This is a genomic window from Caproicibacterium sp. NSD3 (assembly GCF_053613275.1).
In genome coordinates, this window is record NZ_CM132119.1 from 85,380 (window position 1) to 107,544 (window position 22,165).

General features: G+C 46.2%; 25 protein-coding genes. 17 read left to right on the forward strand and 8 right to left on the reverse strand.

Translation table 11 applies throughout. The features are described from left to right. The first annotated feature begins 68 nt into the window (after positions 1 to 68). From rbfA to ACVS9P_RS00465, 6 genes are all read left to right on the forward strand, one after another. Entirely contained in the window at positions 69 to 434 is a 366-nt protein-coding gene (rbfA, locus tag ACVS9P_RS00440) for a 30S ribosome-binding factor RbfA (protein WP_452103687.1), read from the forward strand. Then, positions 415 to 1,371: a DHH family phosphoesterase gene (locus tag ACVS9P_RS00445; protein ID WP_452103688.1), complete on the forward strand. Its 957-nt coding sequence runs from the start codon at positions 415 to 417 to the stop codon at positions 1,369 to 1,371. Before rbfA ends, ACVS9P_RS00445 begins: the two co-directional genes overlap by 20 nt. Then, the gene (gene truB, locus ACVS9P_RS00450) at positions 1,368 to 2,276 is read left to right on the forward strand and encodes a tRNA pseudouridine(55) synthase TruB (protein WP_452103689.1); all 909 of its coding nucleotides are present in this window, start codon (positions 1,368 to 1,370) and stop codon (positions 2,274 to 2,276) included. Before ACVS9P_RS00445 ends, truB begins: the two co-directional genes overlap by 4 nt. Further along, positions 2,273 to 3,193 carry a riboflavin biosynthesis protein RibF gene (gene ribF, locus ACVS9P_RS00455; RefSeq protein WP_452103690.1) on the forward strand — a complete coding sequence of 307 codons (921 nt, stop codon included), beginning with the start codon at positions 2,273 to 2,275 and terminating at the stop codon, positions 3,191 to 3,193. The genes truB and ribF overlap by 4 nt, the downstream gene beginning before the upstream one ends. Positions 3,194 to 3,322: 129 nt before the next feature. Further along, entirely contained in the window at positions 3,323 to 3,586 is a 264-nt protein-coding gene (rpsO, locus tag ACVS9P_RS00460) for a 30S ribosomal protein S15 (RefSeq protein WP_452103691.1), read from the forward strand. A gap of 236 nt (positions 3,587 to 3,822) precedes the next feature. Further along, a complete protein-coding gene (locus ACVS9P_RS00465) occupies positions 3,823 to 6,033 on the forward strand; it encodes a polyribonucleotide nucleotidyltransferase (protein WP_452103692.1) in 2,211 nt (736 codons plus the stop codon). Positions 6,034 to 6,086: 53 nt separating this feature from the next. Here the strand turns inward: ACVS9P_RS00465 and ACVS9P_RS00470 are convergent, their stop codons facing one another. Next, the gene (locus ACVS9P_RS00470) at positions 6,087 to 6,308 is read right to left on the reverse strand and encodes a DUF378 domain-containing protein (protein WP_452103693.1); all 222 of its coding nucleotides are present in this window, start codon (positions 6,306 to 6,308) and stop codon (positions 6,087 to 6,089) included. 172 nt (positions 6,309 to 6,480) lie between these two features. Between ACVS9P_RS00470 and proB the strand changes: the two genes are divergently transcribed. Next, positions 6,481 to 7,287, forward strand: a complete 807-nt coding sequence (gene proB, locus ACVS9P_RS00475; RefSeq protein ID WP_452103694.1) for a glutamate 5-kinase — start codon at positions 6,481 to 6,483, stop codon at positions 7,285 to 7,287. After that, positions 7,265 to 8,530: a glutamate-5-semialdehyde dehydrogenase gene (locus ACVS9P_RS00480; RefSeq protein ID WP_452103695.1), complete on the forward strand. Its 1,266-nt coding sequence runs from the start codon at positions 7,265 to 7,267 to the stop codon at positions 8,528 to 8,530. Before proB ends, ACVS9P_RS00480 begins: the two co-directional genes overlap by 23 nt. 4 nt (positions 8,531 to 8,534) lie before the next feature. Here ACVS9P_RS00480 and ACVS9P_RS00485 read toward each other — a convergent pair whose 3' ends face one another. From ACVS9P_RS00485 to ACVS9P_RS00495, 3 genes are read right to left on the reverse strand one after another with little or no spacing between them, the layout of a single operon-like run. Further along, positions 8,535 to 8,948 carry a hypothetical protein gene (locus ACVS9P_RS00485; protein WP_452103696.1) on the reverse strand — a complete coding sequence of 138 codons (414 nt, stop codon included), beginning with the start codon at positions 8,946 to 8,948 and terminating at the stop codon, positions 8,535 to 8,537. Positions 8,949 to 8,984: 36 nt separating this feature from the next. Further along, positions 8,985 to 9,461 (reverse strand): hypothetical protein, encoded by a 477-nt coding sequence (locus tag ACVS9P_RS00490; RefSeq protein WP_452103697.1) that lies wholly within the window; start codon positions 9,459 to 9,461, stop codon positions 8,985 to 8,987. Between the two features lies 1 nt (position 9,462). Beyond that, entirely contained in the window at positions 9,463 to 9,672 is a 210-nt protein-coding gene (locus ACVS9P_RS00495; RefSeq protein ID WP_452103698.1) for a hypothetical protein, read from the reverse strand. A 79-nt stretch (positions 9,673 to 9,751) separates the two neighbouring features. On the opposite strand from ACVS9P_RS00495, the gene ACVS9P_RS00500 reads away from it, so the two are divergent. From ACVS9P_RS00500 to ACVS9P_RS00520, 5 genes are all read left to right on the forward strand, one after another. Then, positions 9,752 to 10,216, forward strand: coding sequence for a metallophosphoesterase family protein (locus ACVS9P_RS00500; protein ID WP_452103699.1), 465 nt, complete (start codon positions 9,752 to 9,754; stop codon positions 10,214 to 10,216). Positions 10,217 to 10,324: 108 nt separating this feature from the next. Next, positions 10,325 to 12,019: a phospho-sugar mutase gene (locus tag ACVS9P_RS00505; RefSeq protein ID WP_452103700.1), complete on the forward strand. Its 1,695-nt coding sequence runs from the start codon at positions 10,325 to 10,327 to the stop codon at positions 12,017 to 12,019. Positions 12,020 to 12,329: 310 nt separating this feature from the next. After that, the gene (gene spoVAE, locus ACVS9P_RS00510; protein ID WP_452103701.1) at positions 12,330 to 12,686 is read left to right on the forward strand and encodes a stage V sporulation protein AE; all 357 of its coding nucleotides are present in this window, start codon (positions 12,330 to 12,332) and stop codon (positions 12,684 to 12,686) included. Between the two features lie 159 nt (positions 12,687 to 12,845). After that, positions 12,846 to 14,234, forward strand: a complete 1,389-nt coding sequence (locus tag ACVS9P_RS00515; protein ID WP_452103702.1) for a sugar transferase — start codon at positions 12,846 to 12,848, stop codon at positions 14,232 to 14,234. After that, positions 14,227 to 15,270, forward strand: a complete 1,044-nt coding sequence (locus ACVS9P_RS00520; protein ID WP_452103703.1) for an LCP family protein — start codon at positions 14,227 to 14,229, stop codon at positions 15,268 to 15,270. Before ACVS9P_RS00515 ends, ACVS9P_RS00520 begins: the two co-directional genes overlap by 8 nt. Before the next feature lie 128 nt (positions 15,271 to 15,398). On the opposite strand, the gene ACVS9P_RS00525 is transcribed toward ACVS9P_RS00520, so the two are convergent. Together ACVS9P_RS00525 and rpsT are read right to left on the reverse strand one after the other, a co-directional pair. After that, positions 15,399 to 15,551, reverse strand: a complete 153-nt coding sequence (locus ACVS9P_RS00525) for a hypothetical protein (RefSeq protein ID WP_452103704.1) — start codon at positions 15,549 to 15,551, stop codon at positions 15,399 to 15,401. A gap of 135 nt (positions 15,552 to 15,686) precedes the next feature. After that, positions 15,687 to 15,950, reverse strand: coding sequence for a 30S ribosomal protein S20 (gene rpsT / locus ACVS9P_RS00530; protein WP_266162407.1), 264 nt, complete (start codon positions 15,948 to 15,950; stop codon positions 15,687 to 15,689). A gap of 155 nt (positions 15,951 to 16,105) precedes the next feature. Here rpsT and gpr point away from each other — a divergent pair, with 155 nt between their 5' ends. After that, positions 16,106 to 16,903: a GPR endopeptidase gene (gene gpr / locus ACVS9P_RS00535; RefSeq protein WP_452103705.1), complete on the forward strand. Its 798-nt coding sequence runs from the start codon at positions 16,106 to 16,108 to the stop codon at positions 16,901 to 16,903. Between the two features lie 14 nt (positions 16,904 to 16,917). On the opposite strand, the gene spoIIP is transcribed toward gpr, so the two are convergent. Next, positions 16,918 to 17,988 (reverse strand): stage II sporulation protein P, encoded by a 1,071-nt coding sequence (gene spoIIP / locus ACVS9P_RS00540; RefSeq protein WP_452103706.1) that lies wholly within the window; start codon positions 17,986 to 17,988, stop codon positions 16,918 to 16,920. A gap of 74 nt (positions 17,989 to 18,062) precedes the next feature. Between spoIIP and ACVS9P_RS00545 the strand changes: the two genes are divergently transcribed. The 3 genes from ACVS9P_RS00545 (at position 18,063) to lepA (ending at position 20,510) form a co-directional block, all read left to right on the forward strand. Continuing rightward, complete coding sequence (locus ACVS9P_RS00545) at positions 18,063 to 18,305, forward strand: hypothetical protein (RefSeq protein ID WP_452103707.1); 243 nt, start codon at positions 18,063 to 18,065, stop codon at positions 18,303 to 18,305. An 18-nt stretch (positions 18,306 to 18,323) separates the two neighbouring features. After that, a complete protein-coding gene (locus ACVS9P_RS00550) occupies positions 18,324 to 18,587 on the forward strand; it encodes a hypothetical protein (RefSeq protein WP_452103708.1) in 264 nt (87 codons plus the stop codon). A gap of 111 nt (positions 18,588 to 18,698) precedes the next feature. Beyond that, positions 18,699 to 20,510: a translation elongation factor 4 gene (gene lepA / locus ACVS9P_RS00555; RefSeq protein WP_452103709.1), complete on the forward strand. Its 1,812-nt coding sequence runs from the start codon at positions 18,699 to 18,701 to the stop codon at positions 20,508 to 20,510. Between the two features lie 173 nt (positions 20,511 to 20,683). Here the strand turns inward: lepA and ACVS9P_RS00560 are convergent, their stop codons facing one another. Next, the gene (locus ACVS9P_RS00560; RefSeq protein WP_452103710.1) at positions 20,684 to 22,042 is read right to left on the reverse strand and encodes a sodium-dependent transporter; all 1,359 of its coding nucleotides are present in this window, start codon (positions 22,040 to 22,042) and stop codon (positions 20,684 to 20,686) included. Positions 22,043 to 22,165: the final 123 nt, after the last annotated feature.

The window sequence follows — 22,165 nt, forward strand, 5'->3', positions numbered from 1 at the left end:
CGCCCTGCGCCTTATTTGTGGTGCGGCGGATCCCTTTTTGCAAGAATAAGAAAGGAGGCTTTGCATCAATGCCAAGCCATCGTATGGGACGCACGACGGAGGATATCCGCCGGGAGCTGACTGCAATTTTTCGTGAACTCAAAGACCCGAGGGTAACTTCTACCCTCCTTTCAATTGTGCGGGTAGAAGTTACCTCTGATCTTTCATATTGTACGGTTTACGTCAGTGATATGGAAGGACTTCCCCGTACAAAACGTGCCGTTGAAGGACTAAAATCCGCCTCCGGATTTATTCGCCGGGAATTGGGAGAACGGCTCCATTTACGGCATGTTCCTGCACTACTTTTTAAAGCAACAGACTCGATTGAATACAGTGCGCATATTTCAAAAGTGCTCAATGATTTGGAGGAAAAAGATGACCATCACGCTGAATGAAGCTGCCGCTTTTTTGAAAAGCCGAGAGGATATTCTGATTCTTTGCCACTCTTCTCCTGATGGCGATACCTTGGGGTCTGGGGCAGCGCTTTGTCTTGCTCTGCGCAGCCTTGGAAAAAGAGCACAGGTTCGCTGCAGTGATAAGATCGGGAAAAAATTTGAATTTCTGTTTCAAGAACTTCCGGAGCAGGAATTTACCCCCAAAACCATTGTTGCGGTAGATGTGGCGGACGAAAAACTTTTGGAAGAACCGCTTTTGTCCCAGTGGGGCGGAAAAGTGGAGCTTTGCATTGATCATCATCCCAGCAATATGCACTATGCAAAGCAGTATTATGTGGATCCTAAAGCGGCGGCCACCTGCGAGATCATTTATGATCTGCTTAAATATTTGGAAGTTCCGCTTACGTTGCCGATCGCAACTGCAATTTATACCGGAATTTCTACCGATACCGGCTGTTTTCGGTATATTAATGTGACTCCGAAAACGCACCGCATTGCGGCAAAACTTTTGGAATGCCATGTAGAGGCTTCTACAATCAATCATTTGATGTTTGAAACAAAAAGCCGTGACCGAATTCGTTTGGAACAGCAGGTTTTGGGAACTTTGGAGTTTTTCTCTCAAAACAGAGTTGCAGTGATTGCCATTACCAGAAAAATGGTGGAAGCTTCGGGAATTTCAGAAGAAGAGACCGAAGGCCTAGCTTCTCTCCCGAGGCAGATCGAAGGAGTTCGTATCGGGGTTACTTTAAGGGAAAAGGCAGATGGCTCCGTTAAGATTTCTTTGCGTGCGCTGCACCCGCTCAATGCCTCCAATATCTGTGTGAAATTTGGCGGCGGCGGTCATCCGGGGGCTGCCGGCTGTTCGCTCCAGTGCTCTTTGGAAGAAGCGAAAAAACAGATTGTCAGTGCCTGCGAAGAAGCGTTGGATTCAGAATGAATGGTGTATTTATCCTTGATAAGCCGGAAACATTCACTTCATTTGATGCAGTTGCGGTGATGCGCCACCTTTTTGGAGAGCGGAAAATTGGGCATACCGGAACGCTTGATCCAATGGCAACCGGTGTTTTACCGCTGCTTTTGGGGAAAGGAACCCGGGCGATTCCTTTTTTAGAAGAACGGCCAAAAACCTATCGTGCAGAATTTTTGCTTGGAAAGCGAACCGACACGCTGGATCGCACCGGACAGCTTCTCGAAGAAGATGAAAAATCTGTGTCCGAAGAAGCTTTGCGGGAAACGATGCGAACTTTTGAGGGAGAAATTTTGCAGGTACCGCCAATGTACAGCGCAATTCGAAAAAACGGAGTGCGGCTTTATGATCTGGCAAGGCAAGGGGTCGAAGTGGAACGCTCTGCCCGCCCGGTTACGATCTATCGGCTAAAGCTTTTGGAATATGATGAGAAGACCCGGAGCGGCGCTCTGGAGCTCGCCTGCTCAAAAGGGACTTACGTCCGAACGCTGATTGATGATTTAGGGAAAAAATCCGGATGCTGCGGCGGAGTCATGACAAATCTGAGAAGGCTTGCGGCCGCCGGATTTTCAATAGATACGGCAGTTCCACTTTTAGAAGCGAAAGCAATGGAAAAAGAAGAACTTTTAAAAAAGGTACTGCCCATAGAAGCTCTTTTTGGGGAATATCCCAAAGTCGTTGTAAGTAAAGCGCAGGCAAAGCGCTTTTTAAACGGAGGCTGGCTTGACCCCAAACGTTTTGGGGAACAAAAATTTCCAAAAGATACTCCTCTTCGGATAAAAAGTCCCGAAGGACAGTTTCTAGGGCTGGGAGAATGGCAGGAAGACGCTCTTCGGGTGTTGAAAATTTTTATGGATCAGGAGGAACTTAAATGAAGGTATATGAATCGCTGAAAGAATCCCCGGTGGCTACTGCGGTGGCATTGGGCTCATTCGATGGGATTCATCTGGGGCATCAGAAGGTAATCGCCCAGACAATGGATTTGCCTGGATTATCGCCGACTGTGCTGACCTTTGCGGAAAATCCTCTTTGTGATCTGGGTGGACATGCCGGCGGAGAATTAATTACCAGACAGCAGAAAATTGAGATTTTGGAGTCTCTCGGCGTGGAACAGCTTTACATTTTAGAATTTCGGGATATCATGCACTTTTCTCCGGAAGAGTTCGTTGATGAAATCCTGCAAAAGGTCTGTCATGCAAAAAAAGTGTGCTGTGGCTTTAATTATACATTTGGCGCCGGAGGGCGCGGCACTGAAAAGACTCTGGAAATCCTCTGCGAAAAGCGCGGAATCGAAACTGCGGTGGTGCCGGCCGTGCTAGAGGGCGGCGAACCGATCAGCAGCACGAGAATTCGCAGCCTTGTGGCAAGGGGCAATATGGGAGAGGCCGCGAGGCTTTTGGGACGTCCCTATGGGTATTTCGGTACTGTTTGTCACGGAAGGCGTCTAGGACATTCTTTGGGAACGCCTACCCTCAATCAGAGGGTGCCCCAAAGCTTTGTTCTGCCTCGGTTTGGGGTTTATGTATCGCGGGTCTTGTTCGATGGAAAACATTACTGTGGCGTGACAAATGTAGGGATTAAACCGACTGTGGGCTCAAAAGAGGTGCTGGCGGAAACATGGATGCCGCTCTATGAAGGGCCCGATCTCTATGAAAAAGAGATTCAAACCGAACTATTGCATTTTCAGCGTCCGGAACAGAAATTTCCGAGTATTGAAGCCTTGAAGGAACAAATTCGGAGAGATGGAAAGACTGCGCTGGAGTTTTATGCTCGAAATCGGAATTTTTCTTGATAATCGAAAAACTCTGTGTTATACTAAATTCTGCACCCCATTTCCCGGAGAATCGCGTCTGCCCCAAAAAGGGAAGCCACATGGCGTTTCTCTGCGAATGCGGGAATTTAAAAAAAGGTGGAAAAAACAATGCTGAAAACAGAAAAACAGGAAATCATCAAAGAATATGCCGTCCATGAGGGCGACACGGGTTCTCCGGAAGTTCAGATCGCTGTTCTGACCAAGCGCATTAACGATCTTACTGAGCATCTGCGCACCCACAACAAGGATCACCATAGCCGCCGCGGCTTGCTGAAGATGGTCGGTCGTCGTCGTAATCTGCTCAATTATCTGCAGAAAAATGACATTGAGCGCTATCGTACCATCATTGCAAAACTCGGAATCCGTAAATAATTACAAGAATTAAAAAGCCTGCCTTTTAAAAAAGGCAGGCTTTTTTGTGTGTTTTACATGAAAAACAATTCTGTTAGATTAATTGAAAAAAATGAATGGTAAAAACGTCAAAAACAATCAGAAATTTTGCAAAATAGGCTATAAATTTTTTAAAATGTGTGCTAATATTATGAAATATAAATGAATAATCTATTAATTGGCGGCCTGAGGAAGCTGGCCGCGGGAAGGAAACGCACATGTTTGAAAATTATAAAGTTTTTGAAACCGAATTTGCCGGTCGCCCATTACGAGTAGAAACCGGAAAGATGGCTCAGCTTGCTAACGGTGCCTGCATGGTTCGTTATGGAGACACTGCAGTCCTTTGTACGGCAACCGCCAGCGCGAAACCCAGGGAAGGGATGGACTTTTTTCCGTTGTCTGTGGATTTTGAAGAAAAACTTTATTCGGTCGGCCGAATTCCGGGCTCGTTTTTGCGCCGGGAAAATAAACCCCCAGAGAAAGCAATCCTTGCAAGCCGCTTGATTGACCGCTCCATTCGTCCGCTTTTCCCGAAGGATATGCGCAATGATGTCACGGTCGTTTGCACCGTGATGAGTGTGGATCAGGATTATTCACCGGAAATTACTGCGCTGGTTGGGGCTTCAATTGCGCTTTCTATTTCCGATATCCCATGGAAAGGCCCGATTTCTGCTGTATCGGTGGGATTGATTGATGGGCAGTATGTTTTAAATCCGACCAGCACACAGCGCGAACAGAGCCGTATGGCGGTGACCGTTTCCTCCACCGCTGAGAGAATTCCCATGATTGAAGCAGGCGCCAAGATCGTTTCTGATGAAGAAATGTACGAGGGGATTGCTTTTGGTCATGAAGAGAATAAAAAGATGGTCACTTTTATTGAGTCAATTCAAGACGAAATTGGCAAAGCAAAATTTACATATGAAGCAGTTCATGCAAGCGATGAAATGCAAAATGACGTCATGAATTATGCCGGTGAAGCAGTAAAAGCTGCGCTGGATACCAATGATAAAAATGTGCGCGACGCTCGTTTGGAACCAATTTATGACGATGTTTTTGGGCATTTTGCAGAGAAATATCCGGACAGCGAAAAGCAGCTTGACGAATGCCTCTATAAAACACAAAAATATATCGTGCGGCGCTGGCTTTTGGATGAGCAGAAGCGTGTGGATGGACGTGGGATGGACGAAATGCGTCCGCTTAATGCCGAGATCGACCTTTTGCCGCGTGCTCATGGCAGCGGTATGTTTACCCGCGGTCAGACGCAAGTGCTGACTGCTCTGACGCTGGGCTCTGCGAGCGATGCACAGCTTCTGGACGATATCGGGGAAGAAAAAGAAAAGCGCTATATGCACCAATATAATTTCCCGAGTTACAGTACCGGCGAAACAAAGCCGAGCCGGGGTCCCGGACGTCGGGAAATCGGGCATGGCGCATTGGCGGAAAAAGCTCTTTTGCCTGTAATTCCTTCGCAGGACGAATTTCCGTATACCTATCGTTTGGTGAGTGAGGTGCTTTCGAGCAACGGCTCTACCAGTCAGGCGTCTATCTGTGCAAGCACATTGGCACTGATGGCGGCAGGCGTCCCAATTAAGGCGCCGGTTGCCGGAATCTCCTGCGGCCTTATTACGGAAGGCGAGCGTTGGATGACGATGGTGGATATTCAGGGGCTCGAAGATTTCTTTGGCGATATGGACTTTAAGGTAGCCGGAACCAAAGAAGGAATCACTGCCATTCAGATGGATCTTAAAATTAATGGGCTGACTCTCGCAATGGTAAAAGAGGCACTTTATAAGACCCATAAAGCGCGCAATTACATTATTGATGAAGTGATTTTGAAGGCGATTTCGGCGCCTAGAAAAGAACTTTCTCCTTATGCACCCAAGATGATGAGCACTCAGATTCCGGTGGATAAGATTCGCGAAGTAATCGGTAGTGGCGGAAAAGTGATCCATCAAATCTGCGACGAATGCAATGTGAAGATGGATGTACAGGAAGACGGCCATATCTATGTAACCGGCCTTAGCTATGATAATCTCAAGCGCGCGATGACGATCATTGATACGATCGTACATGATCCGGAACCCGGTGCTATCTATAACGGCAAGGTGACCCGACTAATGGATTTCGGCGCTTTTGTAGAAATTGCTCCCGGAAAAGAGGGGCTTGTGCATATTTCACAGCTTGATGTAAAACATACGGATAAAGTCACGGATGTCGTAAAGGTTGGAGACGTTGTGATGGTAAAAGTAATCGGCACCGATGACCGCGGCAGACTGAATCTATCGCGCAGAGAGGCGCTGATTGAGGTCGAGGGACTTGTTCCGGAAAATGATGTTTCAGAGGAACAGCAGAACCGGCGTCCACCCCGCCGTGATGACCATCGTCCCGGACGTCCGGGAGGCCGCCCATTTCACCGTGAACACGAATAAATAATGAAAAGCGGAGAACGTTTTGTTCCCCGCTTTTTTAGAAAAGATTAAGCTTAGGCTTGGTGTGCATGATGATATTCATCGACCTCAGAATGGCGATGAAATAAAAGAGAAATACAGTAAACTGCACACAGCGCAATCAGAATATAAACGGTTCTGGCAGGCCATGTTCCCGCGCCGCCGAAAAGCCATGCAACCAGGTCTATTCCAAAAATTCCAACGCTGCCCCAGTTGATACCGCCGATAATTACCAGGCAAAGCGCAAATGTTTCCATTGGTTTTTTACCTCCTTTATGGAAATAGATTTTCCAAAGATCAGAAAATTTATACATTCTTTTTAAAAAGAGGCCAATTTGTAAAAATATTTACAGACTAGATTTTTTTCAAACTGTAAAATGTGATATAATTATTATATAAATTCATTTAAAAAGAGGGGGTACCTCCAAAATGTCGAAGATTACACAGGCAAAACGAATTGTTCTGAAAGTCGGAACCAGCACGCTGACTTACGAAAACGGCAGCCTGAACCTTAGGCGCTTTGAAAGACTCTGTAAAGTACTGAGCGGACTTTGCAACGAGGGACGGGAGATCATTTTGGTCACCAGCGGAGCGATGGGAGTCGGCGTCGGTAAAATGGGACTTTCCAAGAAGCCGGAAGAGACGGAAAAACGTCAGGCGGTAGCGGCTGTTGGACAGTGTGAGCTGATGTTTATGTATGATAAATTTTTTGGGGAATATAATCATATTGTGGGGCAGGTCCTTTTAACCCGCGATGTGGTGGAGTATCCGCACAGCAAAAAGAATACGGAAAATACATTTGAAGCGCTGCTGCAGATGGGCGTGATTCCGATTGTAAATGAGAACGATTCAGTTGCGGTAGACGAATTGGTTGGCAAGAAATTTGGCGATAACGATACGCTTTCTGCTACGGTTGCGGTACTTACAAAAGCGGATCTTTTAATTATTTTAACCGATATAGACGGCCTTTATGACGCAAATCCTCAAACAAATCCGGATGCGAAGAAGATTCCGGTGGTAAAGGGTGTTACGCCGCAGATAGAGGTTCTCGCGGGCGGTGCAGGCAGCAATCGCGGCACGGGAGGTATGGCGACTAAAATTGCCGCAGCAAAAATTTCCACTGGGGAAAAGATTCCGTGCGTAGTAATGTCCGGCGGAGATCCGGAAGATATTTATCACCTGCTGGACGGAAAACCCTTGGGAACTGTCTTTTATGAGGAGGGAGCAGCAGAATGAGCAAAACGCTTCTCGAAATGGGAAAAGCTGCAAAAGAAGCAGCAAGAATCCTTGCCAATGCGGGTCCAAAAAAGATCAGGCGCTTTTAAAGATCGCGGACGCGCTGGAGAACAATCAGAAAAAGCTTTTAGAAGAGAACCAGAAAGATTTAAAGGCTGCAAAGGAAAGCGGTATGACAGATGCACTGCTTGATCGGCTTGCTTTAACGCCTCAACGAGTGCACGAAATGGCTGAGGGCGTGCGAAAAGTAGCGGCTCAGAAAGACCCGATCGGTTCGGTTATAGAAGGCGAAGTCCGTCCAAACGGTCTTGAGATTCGGCGGATAAGAGTGCCGTTAGGCGTGATCGGAATTATCTTTGAGGCACGTCCCAATGTGACTTCTGATGCGGCAGCACTTTGTTTAAAGGCCGGAAATGCTGTGATTCTGCGCGGAGGGCGCGAGGCAATCCACAGTAACCTATGTGTAGCCGATTTGATGAGAGAAGCGGTAAAAGAAGCAGGTTTGCCGCAGGACAGCATTCAAATGGTAGAGGATACCTCACATGAGAGTGCAAATGAGATGATGAATCTTACCGGCTATCTGGATGTCCTGATTCCCCGCGGAGGCAGAGGGCTGATTCAAATGGTGGTAAAAAATGCGCGGGTTCCGGTGATCGAAACCGGCGCCGGAAACTGCCATGTTTATGTAGATGATTCCGCTGATCTCGATATGGCAGCCAATATTATTTATAATGCGAAGACCAGCCGCCCCAGCGTCTGCAATGCGATTGAAACGATCCTTGTCCATGAAAAAGTGGCAGAGGAAGCGTTGCCAAAAATTAAGGCGCTGCTCGATCAAAAAAATGTGGAGCTGCGCGGCTGCCAAAAAACGAGAGAAATCCTCGGCGACAGTGTGATTCCTGCAACAGAAGAAGATTGGGATACCGAGTATGATGATTATATTTTGGCGGTTAAAGTGGTAAAAAATATGGAAGAAGCACTTTCCCATATTGCACGCTATAGTACCGGCCACAGCGAATGTATCGTAACCAAAAGCTATGAACATGCCCGGGAGTTCACGCAGCGGGTCGATAGTGCCGCTGTTTATGTAAATGCTTCTACCCGTTTTACCGACGGCGGAGAGTTTGGACTGGGTGCGGAAATTGGCATCAGTACGCAAAAACTCCACGCCCGAGGACCTATGGGCGTGGAGCAGTTGACAAGTACGAAGTTTTTGATTTTTGGAAATGGGCAGGTTCGTTAAAGTTTTATAACAGCATATAAAGAAATGCCAAAAGAAGACTCGGATCACTTTTTTCTTCCATCAGGAGGAGAAGAATGGATAAGAGAAGATTTCGTTCCCCATCCTTTAAAATAGCTGAGAAGGCGCTTTCCTGCGGTTCAGAAGGCATATCTAAGTTTGGAGGTTCCGCAGACGCAGAGGAATGCTCAGAAACGTGAGAGACAGGATTTTTTTGCTGAGGGACGTTTCCTGTGGGCTCTGCTGCCCTTTGCTGCGGATATGACTGCCCGGAATTATTGTTATTATTATGAGTGGAAGCGACAGGAGTAGGAGCGGGAGCAGAAAATTGAGCATTTTGGATGCGGCTTGCTTGCCGCTGCATTTCCTGCGCACGCCGGATCGCTTCCTGTTGAAGTCTTTGAAAGTTATCCGTTTCCAAATCCGCCGTCTCCTTTTTTTGAAAATTTTTTGAATTTTACGACATTCCACCTAGATTGCCTAGATTCCCTAGATTTCCTAGGATGCCGGAACTCTTCAGTACCGGGAGCATGCGCATCATTTGCAGAAGGCGAACTGCTTCATCCAGCTTTTTTTGGCGCGCTTCTGAGAGCATGGGGCGCAGTGCATGCAATAGACGAGTGCTGTTGTCTTCGGTCTGAAAACTCTGCATCATGGGGGCAAGTTTTGCGATGAGTCCCAGCGTGTTCATATCGAGTCCGCCTAAGATTCCCGCAAGATTTCCAAAGGAGGGTCCACTCGCTGGGGGTCCGCTGGTGCCGGATGAAGGGGCAGGATTTGAGGAAACAGGAGGGGCAGTAGAAACTGGATTTGACTGTGAGGACTGCTGCGAAGCAGAGTTTCCTCCTCCCATGGAATTAAGGACACTCTGCACTTGTGCCATTATATTGGGGTCTTTCAGCATGGCAGAGAGCTTTTGCGAGAGATCATCCATTTTATTTGCCTCCGAATTTTTTCATGAGTTCCTTCGCTTGCGGCGTAGAGAGCAGTTGTTCCAAAGCAACTTTATTATGCAGAATGCTTTGCACTTTTTGTGCGTCTTCTTTAGAGAGCTGCTGCATCATCTGCTGTACTTTTTGCTGGCCATTGACATTATTTCCGGCAGAATTGTTTTGATTGGGGCGGTTTTGGTTATTTCGATTCATTTCTTCAACCCCTTTCCTGTAGAATATATATGAACCTGCATGATAAAATATGATGAATTACGAAGGAGGGTTCGGGCGGATGAGAATTCTTGTCGTTTCTGATACACACCGCGACAGTTGGTCTTTGCAGGAGGCAATTTTGAGGCAGCCAAAGGCCGAAGTGGTGATCCATTTGGGAGACGGCGCAGACGAAGCAGAAATGATAAAGCATAAATTCCCTGAAAAACAGTTTTATATGGTGCGCGGAAATTGCGATTGGAGCTGCAATCTTCCGATGGAGCAGATCGTAACACTTGAAGGGAAACGTATCTTTTTTACCCACGGCTATGCGCAGAATGTAAAGTACGGATTATATCAATTAAAGAGCGAAGCAAGAGAACAGGGTGCAGATGTGGCCCTGTTTGGACATACACACGAAAGCATGATCGATTATGAGGACGGGCTTTATTTAATGAATCCCGGCTCTTTACATGGAATGGATGCGACTTATGGGATTCTTGACTTGACTCCCGAGGGAATCGTAACCAATATCGTTCGGCTGTAACGCCGGTTTCGTTGACAGAAACACGCAATCATGCTATTCTTTTGGAAAAATCAAGAATTAAAAACTCTTTTAATTTAATAATTTAAATGAAAACGGGAGGAATCGACCATGAAGGAATATGATAGATGGCTCAGCCGGAATCTGGAAGATCCCGATTTGACAGAGGAACTAAAAAAAATTAAAAATCAGCCGGAAGAAATCAACGACCGGTTTTACCGGGATTTGGAATTTGGGACCGCGGGTCTGCGGGGCGTTTTAGGCGCAGGAACGAACCGTATGAACATCTATACGGTCCGTAAAGCGACACAGGGGCTTGCAAATTATCTTTTAAAACACGATGGAAAATCCGCCGCAATCGCTTATGACAGCCGTATTAAGAGCACGCTTTTTGCAAAAGAGACTGCATCTGTACTCGCGGCAAACGGAATCAAAGCTTATATCTATCCATGGCTTTCCCCCACCCCGACCCTTTCCTTTGCAGTGCGCTATCTTTACTGTGACGCCGGCGTCTGCGTGACCGCAAGTCACAACCCTGCCAAATATAACGGCTATAAGGTATATGGTGCTGATGGATGCCAGATTACAGCACAGATGGCGGACGACGTGATGAACGAGATCGAAGCGCTCGATCTTTTTGAAGATCCCAAGACCATGAACTTTGAAGATGGATTAAAAGAGGGACGCATCAGCTATATGGGCGATGATGTGATTGAATCATTCCTGCAAAGGGTGGAAGCAGAGCGAATCCTTTCGGATGACTGCGATAATCTGAAAGTTGTTTACACACCGCTTAACGGAACCGGGCTTGTCTGCGTAAAGGAGATTCTGCGCCGTATCGGGGTGAAAGACGTCACGGTTGTTCCGGAGCAGGAAAAACCAGACGGCAACTTCCCTACTTGCCCGTTCCCGAATCCGGAGATCCGCGAGGCGCTTGCGACCGGACTAACACTTTGTGAAAAAGTGCAGCCGGATCTGCTCGTTGCTACAGACCCGGATTGTGACCGCTGCGGGATTGCAGTCAATCAGCACGGGGAGTTCCATCTGATGAGTGGAAACGAAGTCGGTGTTTTGCTGCTTGACTTTATTGCCCGTGTGAAAAAAGAACGCGGAATTTTGCCGAAAAATCCGGTGGCGGTCACTACGATCGTCAGCACAGATATGGTAGACCCCGTTGCGAAAAAATATGGCATTGAGCTGCATCGCGTGCTTACCGGATTTAAAAATATCGGGGATCAGATTGCCTCTTTGGAAGAAAAAGGCGAAGAAGATCGGTATCTTCTTGGCTTCGAAGAGAGCTATGGGTATCTTTCGGGCGGATATGTGCGTGATAAGGATGCCGTTAATGCAAGCATGCTGATCTGCGAAATGGCAAGTTGGTATAAGAAAAAGAATATGACGCTTTTGGATGCGATGGAAGCACTCTATCGCGAGCATGGCTTCTATCGAAATGATTTGCTCAACTTTGCCTTCGAAGGCGAAGACGGCATGAAGCAGATGAAGAAAATCATGGATCACCTGCGGGAAGATCCGCCAAAATCACTGGGAGGATTCCCGGTATTTTGCTGGAGCGATTATGAGACTCGTATGCGCCATGACAAAGATGGGGAAACTCTCATTGACTTGCCAAAATCAAATGTGTTGGAGTTCCGCATGGAAGGCGACAGCAAGATTATCGTGCGTCCTTCTGGTACAGAACCGAAGATCAAAGTTTATCTTTCTGCAAAAGGAAAAGACTTGCGGGAGGGGATCAAACTGATTGAAATTTTGAAAAAAGCGGGAACAGATTTGATCCAATCAAAATAGTTCGGTAGAAATGATATAAATTGTGTACGAAATAATAAATTTCTGTGAATTATACGCGCTACGATTGACATAATTGTTTGAACGAGATATAATCAAAAACAGTACAGGACTGGGCCAACGGGGCTCGCGTGATATATTTGAATGAACGCCGTGCTTTTTTTGCACATTCTGCTTTCTAGGGAGCAGAAAGGATCTGTATGAGACGAGAGGCTGAGGGTTTTTTCTCTCAGTCTCTTTTTCTGTAAAAAAGAATTTTGGTTTTAGGATAAGCGAAAACACCTTGGCAAATACTAAGGCTGAGGTGAATAAAATGGATATTTTGCGTGCTTTTTTAGTAGGCGGTTTGATCTGTGTTGTTGGACAGCTTCTCATTGATTTTACCAAACTGACACCGGCAAGAATTTTAGTCAGCTTTGTTGTAGCGGGCATTGTGCTGGGTGGATTGGGAATTTATGAGCCGCTTGTTAATTGGGCGGGCGCCGGAGCGACAGTGCCGCTCACTGGGTTCGGATATTTGATGGCAAAAGGAACGCTTCAGGCGGTACGGCTTTATGGTCCGCTTGGAATTATTACCGGAGGATTGACAGCTGGTGCCGCAGGAATTGCGGGCGCAGTTATATGTGGTTTTTTGGCAGCGCTCTTTGCACGATCCGGAGATAAAAGCTGAAAATGTGTGGGAAAGTGGGGCTAGAAGTAAATGGCAAATTGAATTTTCAGATAAATATATTGTAAAACTTTGTCGTGTTTGGTATAATAAAAAATGTTTATTAGTTGTCGGCCCCATTTATAGATGGGCCGGACTCGTTTCTTTTAGGGAGGTTTTCCTTTGCGAATCCTGAAAAAATGCGAGGCCACCATTGTACTTCTGTTGAAGCTTTTGCTGTTTGCAGCACTGTTTTTAATTTTCTTTGTAATTTTTGGAAAAGAAAATCCGTGGCTTTGGCACCCTTCCCGTACAGCGGCTGTAACGATGATTACATTTACGCTTTTTGGCGGATTAATGATTGTAATTTACGGCGGCTTTCGGATTGGCGAACAAAAGAGCAAAGAGCTTGCACGTTCGATGGTACTGGCTGCCCTGATGACAGATTTGGTGACCCATTTAATGCTTTGCATTATGAATACAAATGACGGAAATAATTCTTCATTTGTATATGAGACCCCACAGCTTTTGCTTTTGGTGTTTCTTTTACAGATCCCCGTAATTGTTCTCTGGACTTATTTTGGCAACTTTATTTATTTTACCATCAATCCTACAGAAAATTGCTGTGTCATAACCGGTGCAGAGGGTGTAAGGGATTTATTGCCAAAAATTGGGCGCTATCATAAAAGATACCGTATTAATCAGGTGATCTCGTTCAACAATCCGGATGTGCTGCAGCTTATTGACCAGAATGATACGGTGTTTCTCTACCAGGTTCCCGCAGAGGAACGAGCTTATTTGGTGGAATACTGTTATGCTGCCAATAAAAACATCTATTATGATTTTGAAATTCGTGATATTGTTTCTTTGGGAGCAAAAGCCACCACTATGGACGATACGCCGATGGTCATGTTCCAGGTAAAAACACTTACCTTGGAACAGCGCTTTGTCAAAAGAACCATGGATTTGATCCTTTCGATTATCGCGATGATCATCACGAGTCCTTTGATGCTCGGAAGTGCGATTGCAATTAAAGCCTATGACGGTGGTCATATTATTTTTAAACAGAAAAGAATGACAAAAGATGGCAGAGTTTTTTCTGTTTATAAATTTCGTACCATGCGGGAGGAAAATTCTGTAAATCGTTCTGTAACAGAGGACGATAAGCGCATTACCCCGCCCGGAAGGTTTTTGCGCAAAACCAGAATGGACGAATTGCCGCAGATTTTTAATATTATTAAAGGGGATATGAGTATTGTCGGGCCGCGGCCTGAGATGCTGGAGAATGTTGAAAAATATACGAATGCTTTACCGGAGTTTCAATATCGGCTGCGTGTAAAAGCCGGGTTGACCGGACTTGCACAGATTCAGGGAAAGTATAATACTTCGCCCAAAGATAAACTGATGATGGATCTTATGTATATTCAGCAGTATAGCATTTGGCAGGATCTGAAGCTGGTTTTTCAGACACTGACGATTTTTCTAAAAGCGTCTGAAAGTACGGAGGCTTTTAAAAAGTCACCGCAAATGACGAAACCCAAAAAAGAGAAAAAAGGTGAAAAAGATGAGTAAGAATCGCAATAATCGGTCTTATCGGCCCGATACATACGAATCCCATTCTTCATCAAAGCGAAAAAAGATGCCGGTTTCGGCGGGTAGAGCAGTGCTTTTAACGCTTTCAATTTTGTTTGTTGCGTTGGGTGCTTTTACCGTGGTTGCTTACCAGTATATGTTTGCGCCGCTTAAGGTAAAGGCGATTGACCGCAGTGCTTCGGCATTGGGCATTGCCTCAAATGCGCAGGACGATATGAAAGAAACCGGTGTAACGAATATCGCTTTATTTGGGGTGGATTCCAGAGATGAAGGTTCCGACGATGGCCGTTCGGATTCGATAATCATTCTCTCCATCGATAAAACACATTCTAAAGTGAAACTAACCTCTGTTTTGCGCGATAGCTATGTGCCGATTGATGGGCATGGAAAAGAGAAGATTACGCATGCTTATGCTTATGGCGGGGCTCCTCTTGCACTTCGCACCTTGAATGAGAATTACAATATGGATCTTCAGGATTATGTGACGGTTAATTTTGCACAATTTGCAGGTCTGATCGATTCCGTCGGGGGAATTGATATGGATATCTCTGATGAAGAGATGAAGGAAATGAATGATGTAATCTGGGGTTCAGAGACCGAACAGGCGAGAGATGCCCAGATGATTAAAACGACAGGCATGCAGCATCTAAACGGCAACCAAGCAGTTGTTTATGCTCGTATCCGTGACGATGATAATGATAGTTTCCGTGCGGGCCGTCAGCAAAAAGTGCTCAGTTATCTTTTAGATAAGGTAGAAGCAATGCCAATGACGGAATATCCAGCACTGGTGCGCACCGTTATGGGAATGTGCGAGACTAGCCTTTCTCAGGATACGATTCTGGGTTATGTGCCGTTCTTGAGCAGTAAACCTTCAATGGAGCAAATTACGGTTCCAGATATTAAGTACGAGACTGACGTACAGGATGGTATTTATGGGAATGCCGGATGGGTTTGGCGCTATAATTTGAGCAATGCCGGCAAACGAATTCGTTCTTTTATTTATAACGAGACATAAAAAAGAAAAAGCTGCTGCTCCAAAATTGGAGTGGCAGCTTTTTTTGTAAACGTTTTCGTAAGAATGAAAAAGGCCCTGCATCGAAATTTTCTCGATACAGGGCCAAAATTGAAAAATACTGATTAAAATTACTGAATGGAGCAGTCTAAATAATGGTCCAACTCTTCTTCGTCTTTTTTCTTTTTTTCAAAGAAGAGGACCACTGCGACAGTGGCAGCGGCAATCGCTGAAACTGCTGAGATAATCGCGATCAGTACAGAGCATTTATTTTCTATTCTCATAATGGACACCTCCCGATAGTCGATTCATTTCTTTTATCATATCCATTTGATGGAGAAAAGTCAAGTGTTCGTTGTCGAGGGAAAAAAGCAAAAAGAAAAAGCAGAGCAAAAGCTCTGCTTTTAGATTCTTTTAAATCAAGCATTTACAGCATTCAGCTTGCGATTCAAGCTGGACTTTTTGCGGGCAGCAGTATTCTTTTTCAAAATGCCCTTTGCAGCTGCTTGGTCGATAGCTTTAACGGCGACACGCACAGCCTCGGCACGATCTTCTGCTTTGGCGTCAACGGCGGCATTTGCTTTCTTTATATCGGTCTTAAGTTCAGAATTAATCGACTTGTTAATCATCGTTTTTGTAGCGATAACTTTTACGCGCTTCTTTGCGGATTTAATGTTCGGCATAGTTGCACCTCCTTTTACGGTCGTCACATATTATTAATGATAGCATTGTGACTATGAAAAAGCAAGTAAATTTCTCGAAAAACATTGGCTTTTGAAAAAATAATCTGCAAAAATCCGCACAGACTATAAAAAACAAAGACAGGAGGAAGATTTTAATGGCATATCGAACAGATCTTGCGATGGAACGCAGTGGAAAAACAACGCAAAAAGAAAATTTGCGTGGATTTCCGGTACGCAGATCCAAAGAGGGAGAAGTATGTTATGTGACGATTGAAGCACCGCGAATTGGCGGCGGAGATGATGAAGAAGCGTCTCTAAGACGGCTGGTAACGGACGAGCTGCAGAAGCTTTTGCCTTCCAAAGGAGAAATTTTGGTAGCGGGTCTCGGAAATGCGGATATGACACCGGATGCACTTGGCCCTATTTGTGCAGATCAAGTTTTTGCGACCCGTCATATTAAAGGGACAGTTGCACATGAAGTCGGTTTAGGAGAGCTGCGCTCGGTAGCGGTGGTAAAGCCCGGTGTTTTGGGCACTACGGGAATTGAAACAGCAGAGCTTCTGCGTGCGCTGGTACAAAAAATTCACCCGGTGGCGGTAATTGCGGTGGATGCACTGGCAGCGGGCAGACTGCATCGGCTTTGCAAAACCATACAGATTTCTACCGGCGGAATCGCGCCTGGTTCCGGTGTGCGCAATGACCGGCCGCGCCTTGATGAAGAAACAATAGGGGCTCCGGTAATTGGGATTGGCGTGCCGACCGTTGTGGATGCAGCTACACTTTGCGAAGATCTTTGCAGCGGAGAGGTAGAAGGTGCCGGTACCATGATGGTAACGCCCCGTGGAATCGATTCGCTTGTTTCGCGTGCGGCAGGACTTTTGGCCCTTGCGATCAACTGTGCGGCAAATGATTCGATTGACCCCGAAACGTATGAGCAGCTGATGCTTGCTTAAAATCATTCTGCATTCTATGCTAATTTTGAAAGTTCCTGTGAAAGCACTTGGCCAAAGAGGTGGCCGGAATAAACCGCTTCATCGAGTGTGTTTACCTCTGTGCCAAATTCACAGAGCAGAGAACCTTTGGTAAGCTCTTCGTTATAGCGGCGGTCGATAAAGTCGAGCGGGCGCATTAATTTTGGAAATTGTGTGCCGCCTGACTGTAGACGAACCGCTAACTTGAGATTTTCCGCCCAGTTTGGAAAGTCCAGTGTGCCGTCGTCGCAGCCCGAAATGATCATAACCTGTGCGGCTCGTTTTCCGTTAACGATGGCGGTGGGTTTATAGCGGATTCCATCCTTTGTTGTCATGGAATCTCGATGAATGTCTAGTGTTACCTGAATGCTGGGATACTGCGCAAGATTTTTTTGAACGGTAGCGCAGCTGCGGTCATAACAGCCATTGTAATTGGGGCTGTCGTGGATTGTTGTATCGTGGATGACGCCGATTCCCGCTGCCTTTAATTCTTCGGAAATGGCATCCCCTACCGCTACGACGCTGAGGCTGGGATCATCGCTGCTGGTAACGCCTGCATAGGCTTCGCAGGTGTGTGTGTGGTAGATCAGTACCATCGGACTGCCGTCTTTGTGGATTTCCAGAGGCGGCGTCTGCGAAAGAACATCTGCTGCATCAACGGAATGCCCGGCAGTTGCATTTTTGATAAAGATTCCATTTTGCTCTGTTCCACCCTGAGAAAGATCAGTTTCGAGAATGTTTCCGTCTAAAAGAGAATCAGAAAGCGAATCGGAAGGAAGACTCCCCGAAGCAGCTTCAGAAGATCCAGTGGTTGCTGATGATGATTTGGTCGAAGAAATGCCGGAATCCGAGGAAACCGGCGGAATGTAAACGGATTGTGGCAAAGAATTAAGTGCCTCCGGTTCATTTGGATTGACGACTTCATGATAAAAGCCCAGCGGCAGAGCTGTATCTGCAGCGGCGACAGCAGCCTGCTGAGCGGAAAATTCCGGCAGCCTTGAAAACACACAGGCGAAGGAAAAAATAGCTAGGAGTGCGGTTCCGGCTGTACGAAGATATTTGCCCAATAAGAATCCCTCCCTGTCCTTGTTTTGTTGGAGTATATGGGAAAACTGGGGAAAATATGAATGGGGGAATGGAAATGCGGTCTACTTGGAAAATCGTTTTATGTTCTTGCGGGGCGACACTTTTGGTGCTGGGAACAGGACTTTTGCTGATGACGGTGGACGTAAATTGTCGATGGATTGGCTTTGGGGATGCACATACGCTTTATCTTGATCAGGTGCGTCCCATGACAAAACGCCTCGGACCCCTTTCTTTCGCAACAGATGTATGGTATGATCAATTCGTTGAATTGATCTGTCCGGAATCACTGGAATCCTGAAAGAAAGAAGGCAGCAGAATGAAAAAGCAGGCGGAAATTGGTGCTTTGGCTTTTTGCACTTTTATGACGCCGTCTTTTTCTGCTGCGGCTGCCAATCTCGAGGTACCGAAAGATAGCTCTAGGGATCTGCTTTTAAATACGTTGGGGATTTTAGGCTGGATTTTGCTTTTGGTGATTTTGGTCGGAACGATGTTGGTAGCGGTTAAAAACCCGTTGAGCCGTCAGAGGTTTGTTGCTCGCCGCCGTTATCACCGTCCGCAGAAAAAAATCCGTAGAAAATAAAAAGAGGACGGAACTGCAAGAAAAGAAAAGCAGTTCCGTTTTTTTAAGGTTTATGGTATAATAAAATTTACTTTAAGAATTGATTTTAAAAAGGAAAAGGAGCGGTGATCTTTGAAAATCCCACGGGAAAGAATCCGCAATTTCAGCATTATCGCACATATTGACCATGGCAAAAGCACGCTTGCCGATCGAATTCTGGAGCAGACAAAATCGGTTCCTCTGCGTGAGATGGAAGATCAGATTTTGGATGATATGGATCTGGAGCGTGAGCGCGGGATTACCATTAAGGCACATGCGGTCACGCTGGTCTATACGGCAAAAGACGGGCTTGATTATGTTTTTAATCTGATTGACACCCCCGGCCATGTAGACTTTAATTATGAGGTCAGCCGATCTTTGACTGCCTGCGAAGGCGCAGTCCTTGTTGTGGACGCTTCACAGGGGATTGAGGCACAAACACTTGCCAATACTTATCTCGCCGTAGACGCCGGATTAGAGATCGTGCCGGTCATCAACAAGATTGATTTGCCGAGCGCCGATCCGGAACGGGTGAAAGCTGAAATCGAGGATGTGATCGGAATCCCCGCACAAGATGCACCCTGTATCAGCGCAAAGTTGGGGACAAACATTCCCGCGGTCATGGAGCAGATCGTTTCGCTGATTCCACCGCCGCAGGGAGATGAAAAAGCACCTCTGCAGGCGCTGATCTTCGATAGCTATTACGATGCATATAAAGGGGTGGTAGCGCATATCCGTATCTTGTCCGGCACCGTAAAGAACGGCGATGTGATTCGCGTGATGTCTACCGGCAGCGAATTCACTGTGGTGGAATGCGGCTATATGCACGCCACTTCTTTTGAAAATGCAGGAGAGCTGCAGGCAGGCGAAGTGGGATACCTGACCGCTTCTATTAAAGAAGTGCGTGAAGCGAGGGTAGGCGATACCATTACGCTGCGGGATAATCCTGCAAAAGAGCCGCTGCCTGGCTACCGTGCGGCGCAGCCGATGGTTTTCTGCGGCATTTATCCCGCAGACGGCGCAAAATATCCGGATTTGCGGGATGCGCTCGAAAAGCTGCAGCTCAACGATGCCGCGCTTTCATTTGAACCAGAGACCAGTGTTGCGCTTGGCTTTGGATTTCGGTGCGGCTTTTTAGGGCTCCTGCATATGGAGATTATTCAGGAACGGCTGGAGCGGGAATATCATCTGGAGTTGGTCACGACAGCACCCAGCGTTATCTATGAAATTGTCAAAACGGACGGGCAGACAGTTTATATCGACAATCCGACGAACTATCCCGATCCTTCCCTGATCGCCGAAGCACGCGAGCCTATGACGGATTCACATATTTATTCGCCCAGCGAGTATGTAGGCAATATTATGGAACTATGCCAAGAACGGCGCGGTGTCTTTCTGGATATGCAGTATCTGGATACGGATCGGGTCGATATCCATTACATTTTGCCATTAAATGAAATTATCTATGACTTTTTTGACGCGCTTAAAAGTAAAACCCGTGGTTATGCGAGCTTTGACTATGAGGTAAAGGGCTATCAGAAGAGCAACCTTGTCAAACTTGATATTATGCTCAATGGCGAAGTCGTCGATGCACTCTCCTTTATTATCCATGCCGACAAAGCTTATTCACGCGCACGGAGAATGGCGGAAAAGCTCAAGGATAAAATTCCTCGCCAACTTTTCGAAATCCCGATTCAGGCTTGTATTGGCGGGCGTATTATCGCAAGAGAAACGGTTAAGGCAATGCGCAAAGATGTTCTTGCAAAATGCTACGGCGGTGATATCAGCCGTAAGAAGAAGCTTCTGGAAAAGCAGAAGGAAGGCAAGAAGAAGATGCGTAAACTTGGCACAGTAGAAGTTCCGCAGGAAGCATTTATGGCAGTCTTAAAATTGGATGATGACTAAAAGTTACCTGACGGAGAAATCCTACACAATCAATCATAAGTAAAAAAGCCCTGCATGTAAAAATGCGGGGCGCTTGTGTTGCCTTTTTAATCCTTTGTTTCATTAGGCGACAAAAAGCCGCCCCCAATTACGGGGACGGCTCAAATCAACAAATATGCGATTGTGAGAAAAAATTAGATCGTGATGATTCCCAGAGCGCTCATAACGCTGGAAATAAGAATGGCAACAATGCAGACCGGAGCGATCCAGCGAATTGTCACACCATACATTTTCTTTTCACGAAATTTTCCGGAGAGACTGATTTCATCTTCCACAAACTTGGGACCGACAATATGACCAATGCAGATGCAGGTAAGCAGAGCAACGATTGGCATCAGGACACTGTTGCTGATAAAATCAAAGAAGTCCAGAATATCCATACCGATGATCTGAACCATTGACCAAGGCCCAAATCCCAGAGAAGACGGAATCCCAATGGCGATCGAGCCCAACAGGACAATCAAGCAGGTTCCGCGACGTTCCCACCCGAGTTTATCCTGGAAGATGGAAACGACAGTCTCCATCAATGAGATCGAAGAAGTCAATGCAGCAAATAAAACCAACAGGAAGAATAGAATACCGGCAACAGTACCAAAGCCCATATTCGCAAAAACCTGCGGAAGAGCCTGGAACATTAAACCAGGGCCTGCTTTTTGAGGAGCTTCTCCTGTAAAGGCAAAGACCGCCGGAATAATCATCAGGCCGGCGATAAAAGCAATGCCGGTATCAAAAATATCGATCTGGCGGGCGGACTGCACAAGGTCTACGTCCCGCTTCATATAAGAGCCGTAAGTAATCATGATGCCCATAGCAAGGCTCAAAGAATAGAAAAGCTGTCCCATGGCACCGAGAACGGTGTTAACGGAGAATTTGCTGAAATCGGGCAGCAGATAATATTTAACGCCCTCCATGGCACCGGGCAGGGTGATAGAGTAGACTGCCACTGCAACCGACAGAACGACCAGGACCGGCATCAGAATCCGGCTGACTTTTTCAATGCCTTTCTGTACACCAAACAGAACGACGATTGCGGTGAGCCCGATAAAGAACAAGAACCATAGAACCGGTTCGATCGGCTCGCTGATAAAGTTGCCGAAAAATTTGGCCCCGGCAGCTTCGCTCCCTTGACCAGCAATGTAGACCGCCAGATATTTCATAACCCAGCCGCCGATTACGCTGTAGTAAGGCAGAATAATAATCGGCACCAAAGAAGTAAGAACACCGAGGAACTTAAACTTCTTGTTGATGGCACCATAGGCTTCAATTGCAGAAAGACCGGTTTTCCGCCCGATTGCAATTTCTGTAATCATCAGCACAAAACCAAAGGTTACCGCAAGAATAATGTAAACGAATAGGAAAATACCGCCGCCGTATTTTGCGGCAAGATATGGGAAACGCCAAATGTTCCCCAGGCCGACTGCGCTGCCCGCTGCGGCTAGTACAAATCCGACTTTACCGGAAAAGCTGCTGCGGGTTTTTGTTTCTTGATTCATAACTCTATTTACCCCCTCATTTGAAAAAAAAATTAAAATGCTAATTTAGCACTTTAAATTTTTGAACAGATAAAATTATTATATCATTTATTTTGACAAAAAACAATGTATTCTTCCTAAAAA

Bases quoted from the DNA above. Each gene is read 5' to 3' on its own strand.
- ACVS9P_RS00445 (WP_452103688.1), top strand. From the start codon at position 415: ATGACCATCACGCTGAATGAAGCTGCCGCTTTTTTGAAAAGCCGAGAG.
- ACVS9P_RS00525 (WP_452103704.1), bottom strand. From the start codon at position 15,551: ATGAGAATAGAAAATAAATGCTCTGTACTGATCGCGATTATCTCAGCA.
- rpsT (WP_266162407.1), bottom strand. From the start codon at position 15,950: ATGCCGAACATTAAATCCGCAAAGAAGCGCGTAAAAGTTATCGCTACA.
- ACVS9P_RS00465 (WP_452103692.1), top strand. From the start codon at position 3,823: ATGTTTGAAAATTATAAAGTTTTTGAAACCGAATTTGCCGGTCGCCCA.
- ACVS9P_RS00480 (WP_452103695.1), top strand. From the start codon at position 7,265: ATGAGGAGGGAGCAGCAGAATGAGCAAAACGCTTCTCGAAATGGGAAA.
- ACVS9P_RS00545 (WP_452103707.1), top strand. From the start codon at position 18,063: ATGCGGTCTACTTGGAAAATCGTTTTATGTTCTTGCGGGGCGACACTT.
- rbfA (WP_452103687.1), top strand. From the start codon at position 69: ATGCCAAGCCATCGTATGGGACGCACGACGGAGGATATCCGCCGGGAG.
- truB (WP_452103689.1), top strand. From the start codon at position 1,368: ATGAATGGTGTATTTATCCTTGATAAGCCGGAAACATTCACTTCATTT.
- ACVS9P_RS00520 (WP_452103703.1), top strand. From the start codon at position 14,227: ATGAGTAAGAATCGCAATAATCGGTCTTATCGGCCCGATACATACGAA.
- ACVS9P_RS00495 (WP_452103698.1), bottom strand. From the start codon at position 9,672: ATGAATCGAAATAACCAAAACCGCCCCAATCAAAACAATTCTGCCGGA.
- ACVS9P_RS00560 (WP_452103710.1), bottom strand. From the start codon at position 22,042: ATGAATCAAGAAACAAAAACCCGCAGCAGCTTTTCCGGTAAAGTCGGA.
- gpr (WP_452103705.1), top strand. From the start codon at position 16,106: ATGGCATATCGAACAGATCTTGCGATGGAACGCAGTGGAAAAACAACG.
- ACVS9P_RS00470 (WP_452103693.1), bottom strand. From the start codon at position 6,308: ATGGAAACATTTGCGCTTTGCCTGGTAATTATCGGCGGTATCAACTGG.
- spoVAE (WP_452103701.1), top strand. From the start codon at position 12,330: ATGGATATTTTGCGTGCTTTTTTAGTAGGCGGTTTGATCTGTGTTGTT.
- proB (WP_452103694.1), top strand. From the start codon at position 6,481: ATGTCGAAGATTACACAGGCAAAACGAATTGTTCTGAAAGTCGGAACC.
- ACVS9P_RS00490 (WP_452103697.1), bottom strand. From the start codon at position 9,461: ATGGATGATCTCTCGCAAAAGCTCTCTGCCATGCTGAAAGACCCCAAT.
- ACVS9P_RS00550 (WP_452103708.1), top strand. From the start codon at position 18,324: ATGAAAAAGCAGGCGGAAATTGGTGCTTTGGCTTTTTGCACTTTTATG.
- rpsO (WP_452103691.1), top strand. From the start codon at position 3,323: ATGCTGAAAACAGAAAAACAGGAAATCATCAAAGAATATGCCGTCCAT.
- ACVS9P_RS00505 (WP_452103700.1), top strand. From the start codon at position 10,325: ATGAAGGAATATGATAGATGGCTCAGCCGGAATCTGGAAGATCCCGAT.
- ribF (WP_452103690.1), top strand. From the start codon at position 2,273: ATGAAGGTATATGAATCGCTGAAAGAATCCCCGGTGGCTACTGCGGTG.
- ACVS9P_RS00500 (WP_452103699.1), top strand. From the start codon at position 9,752: ATGAGAATTCTTGTCGTTTCTGATACACACCGCGACAGTTGGTCTTTG.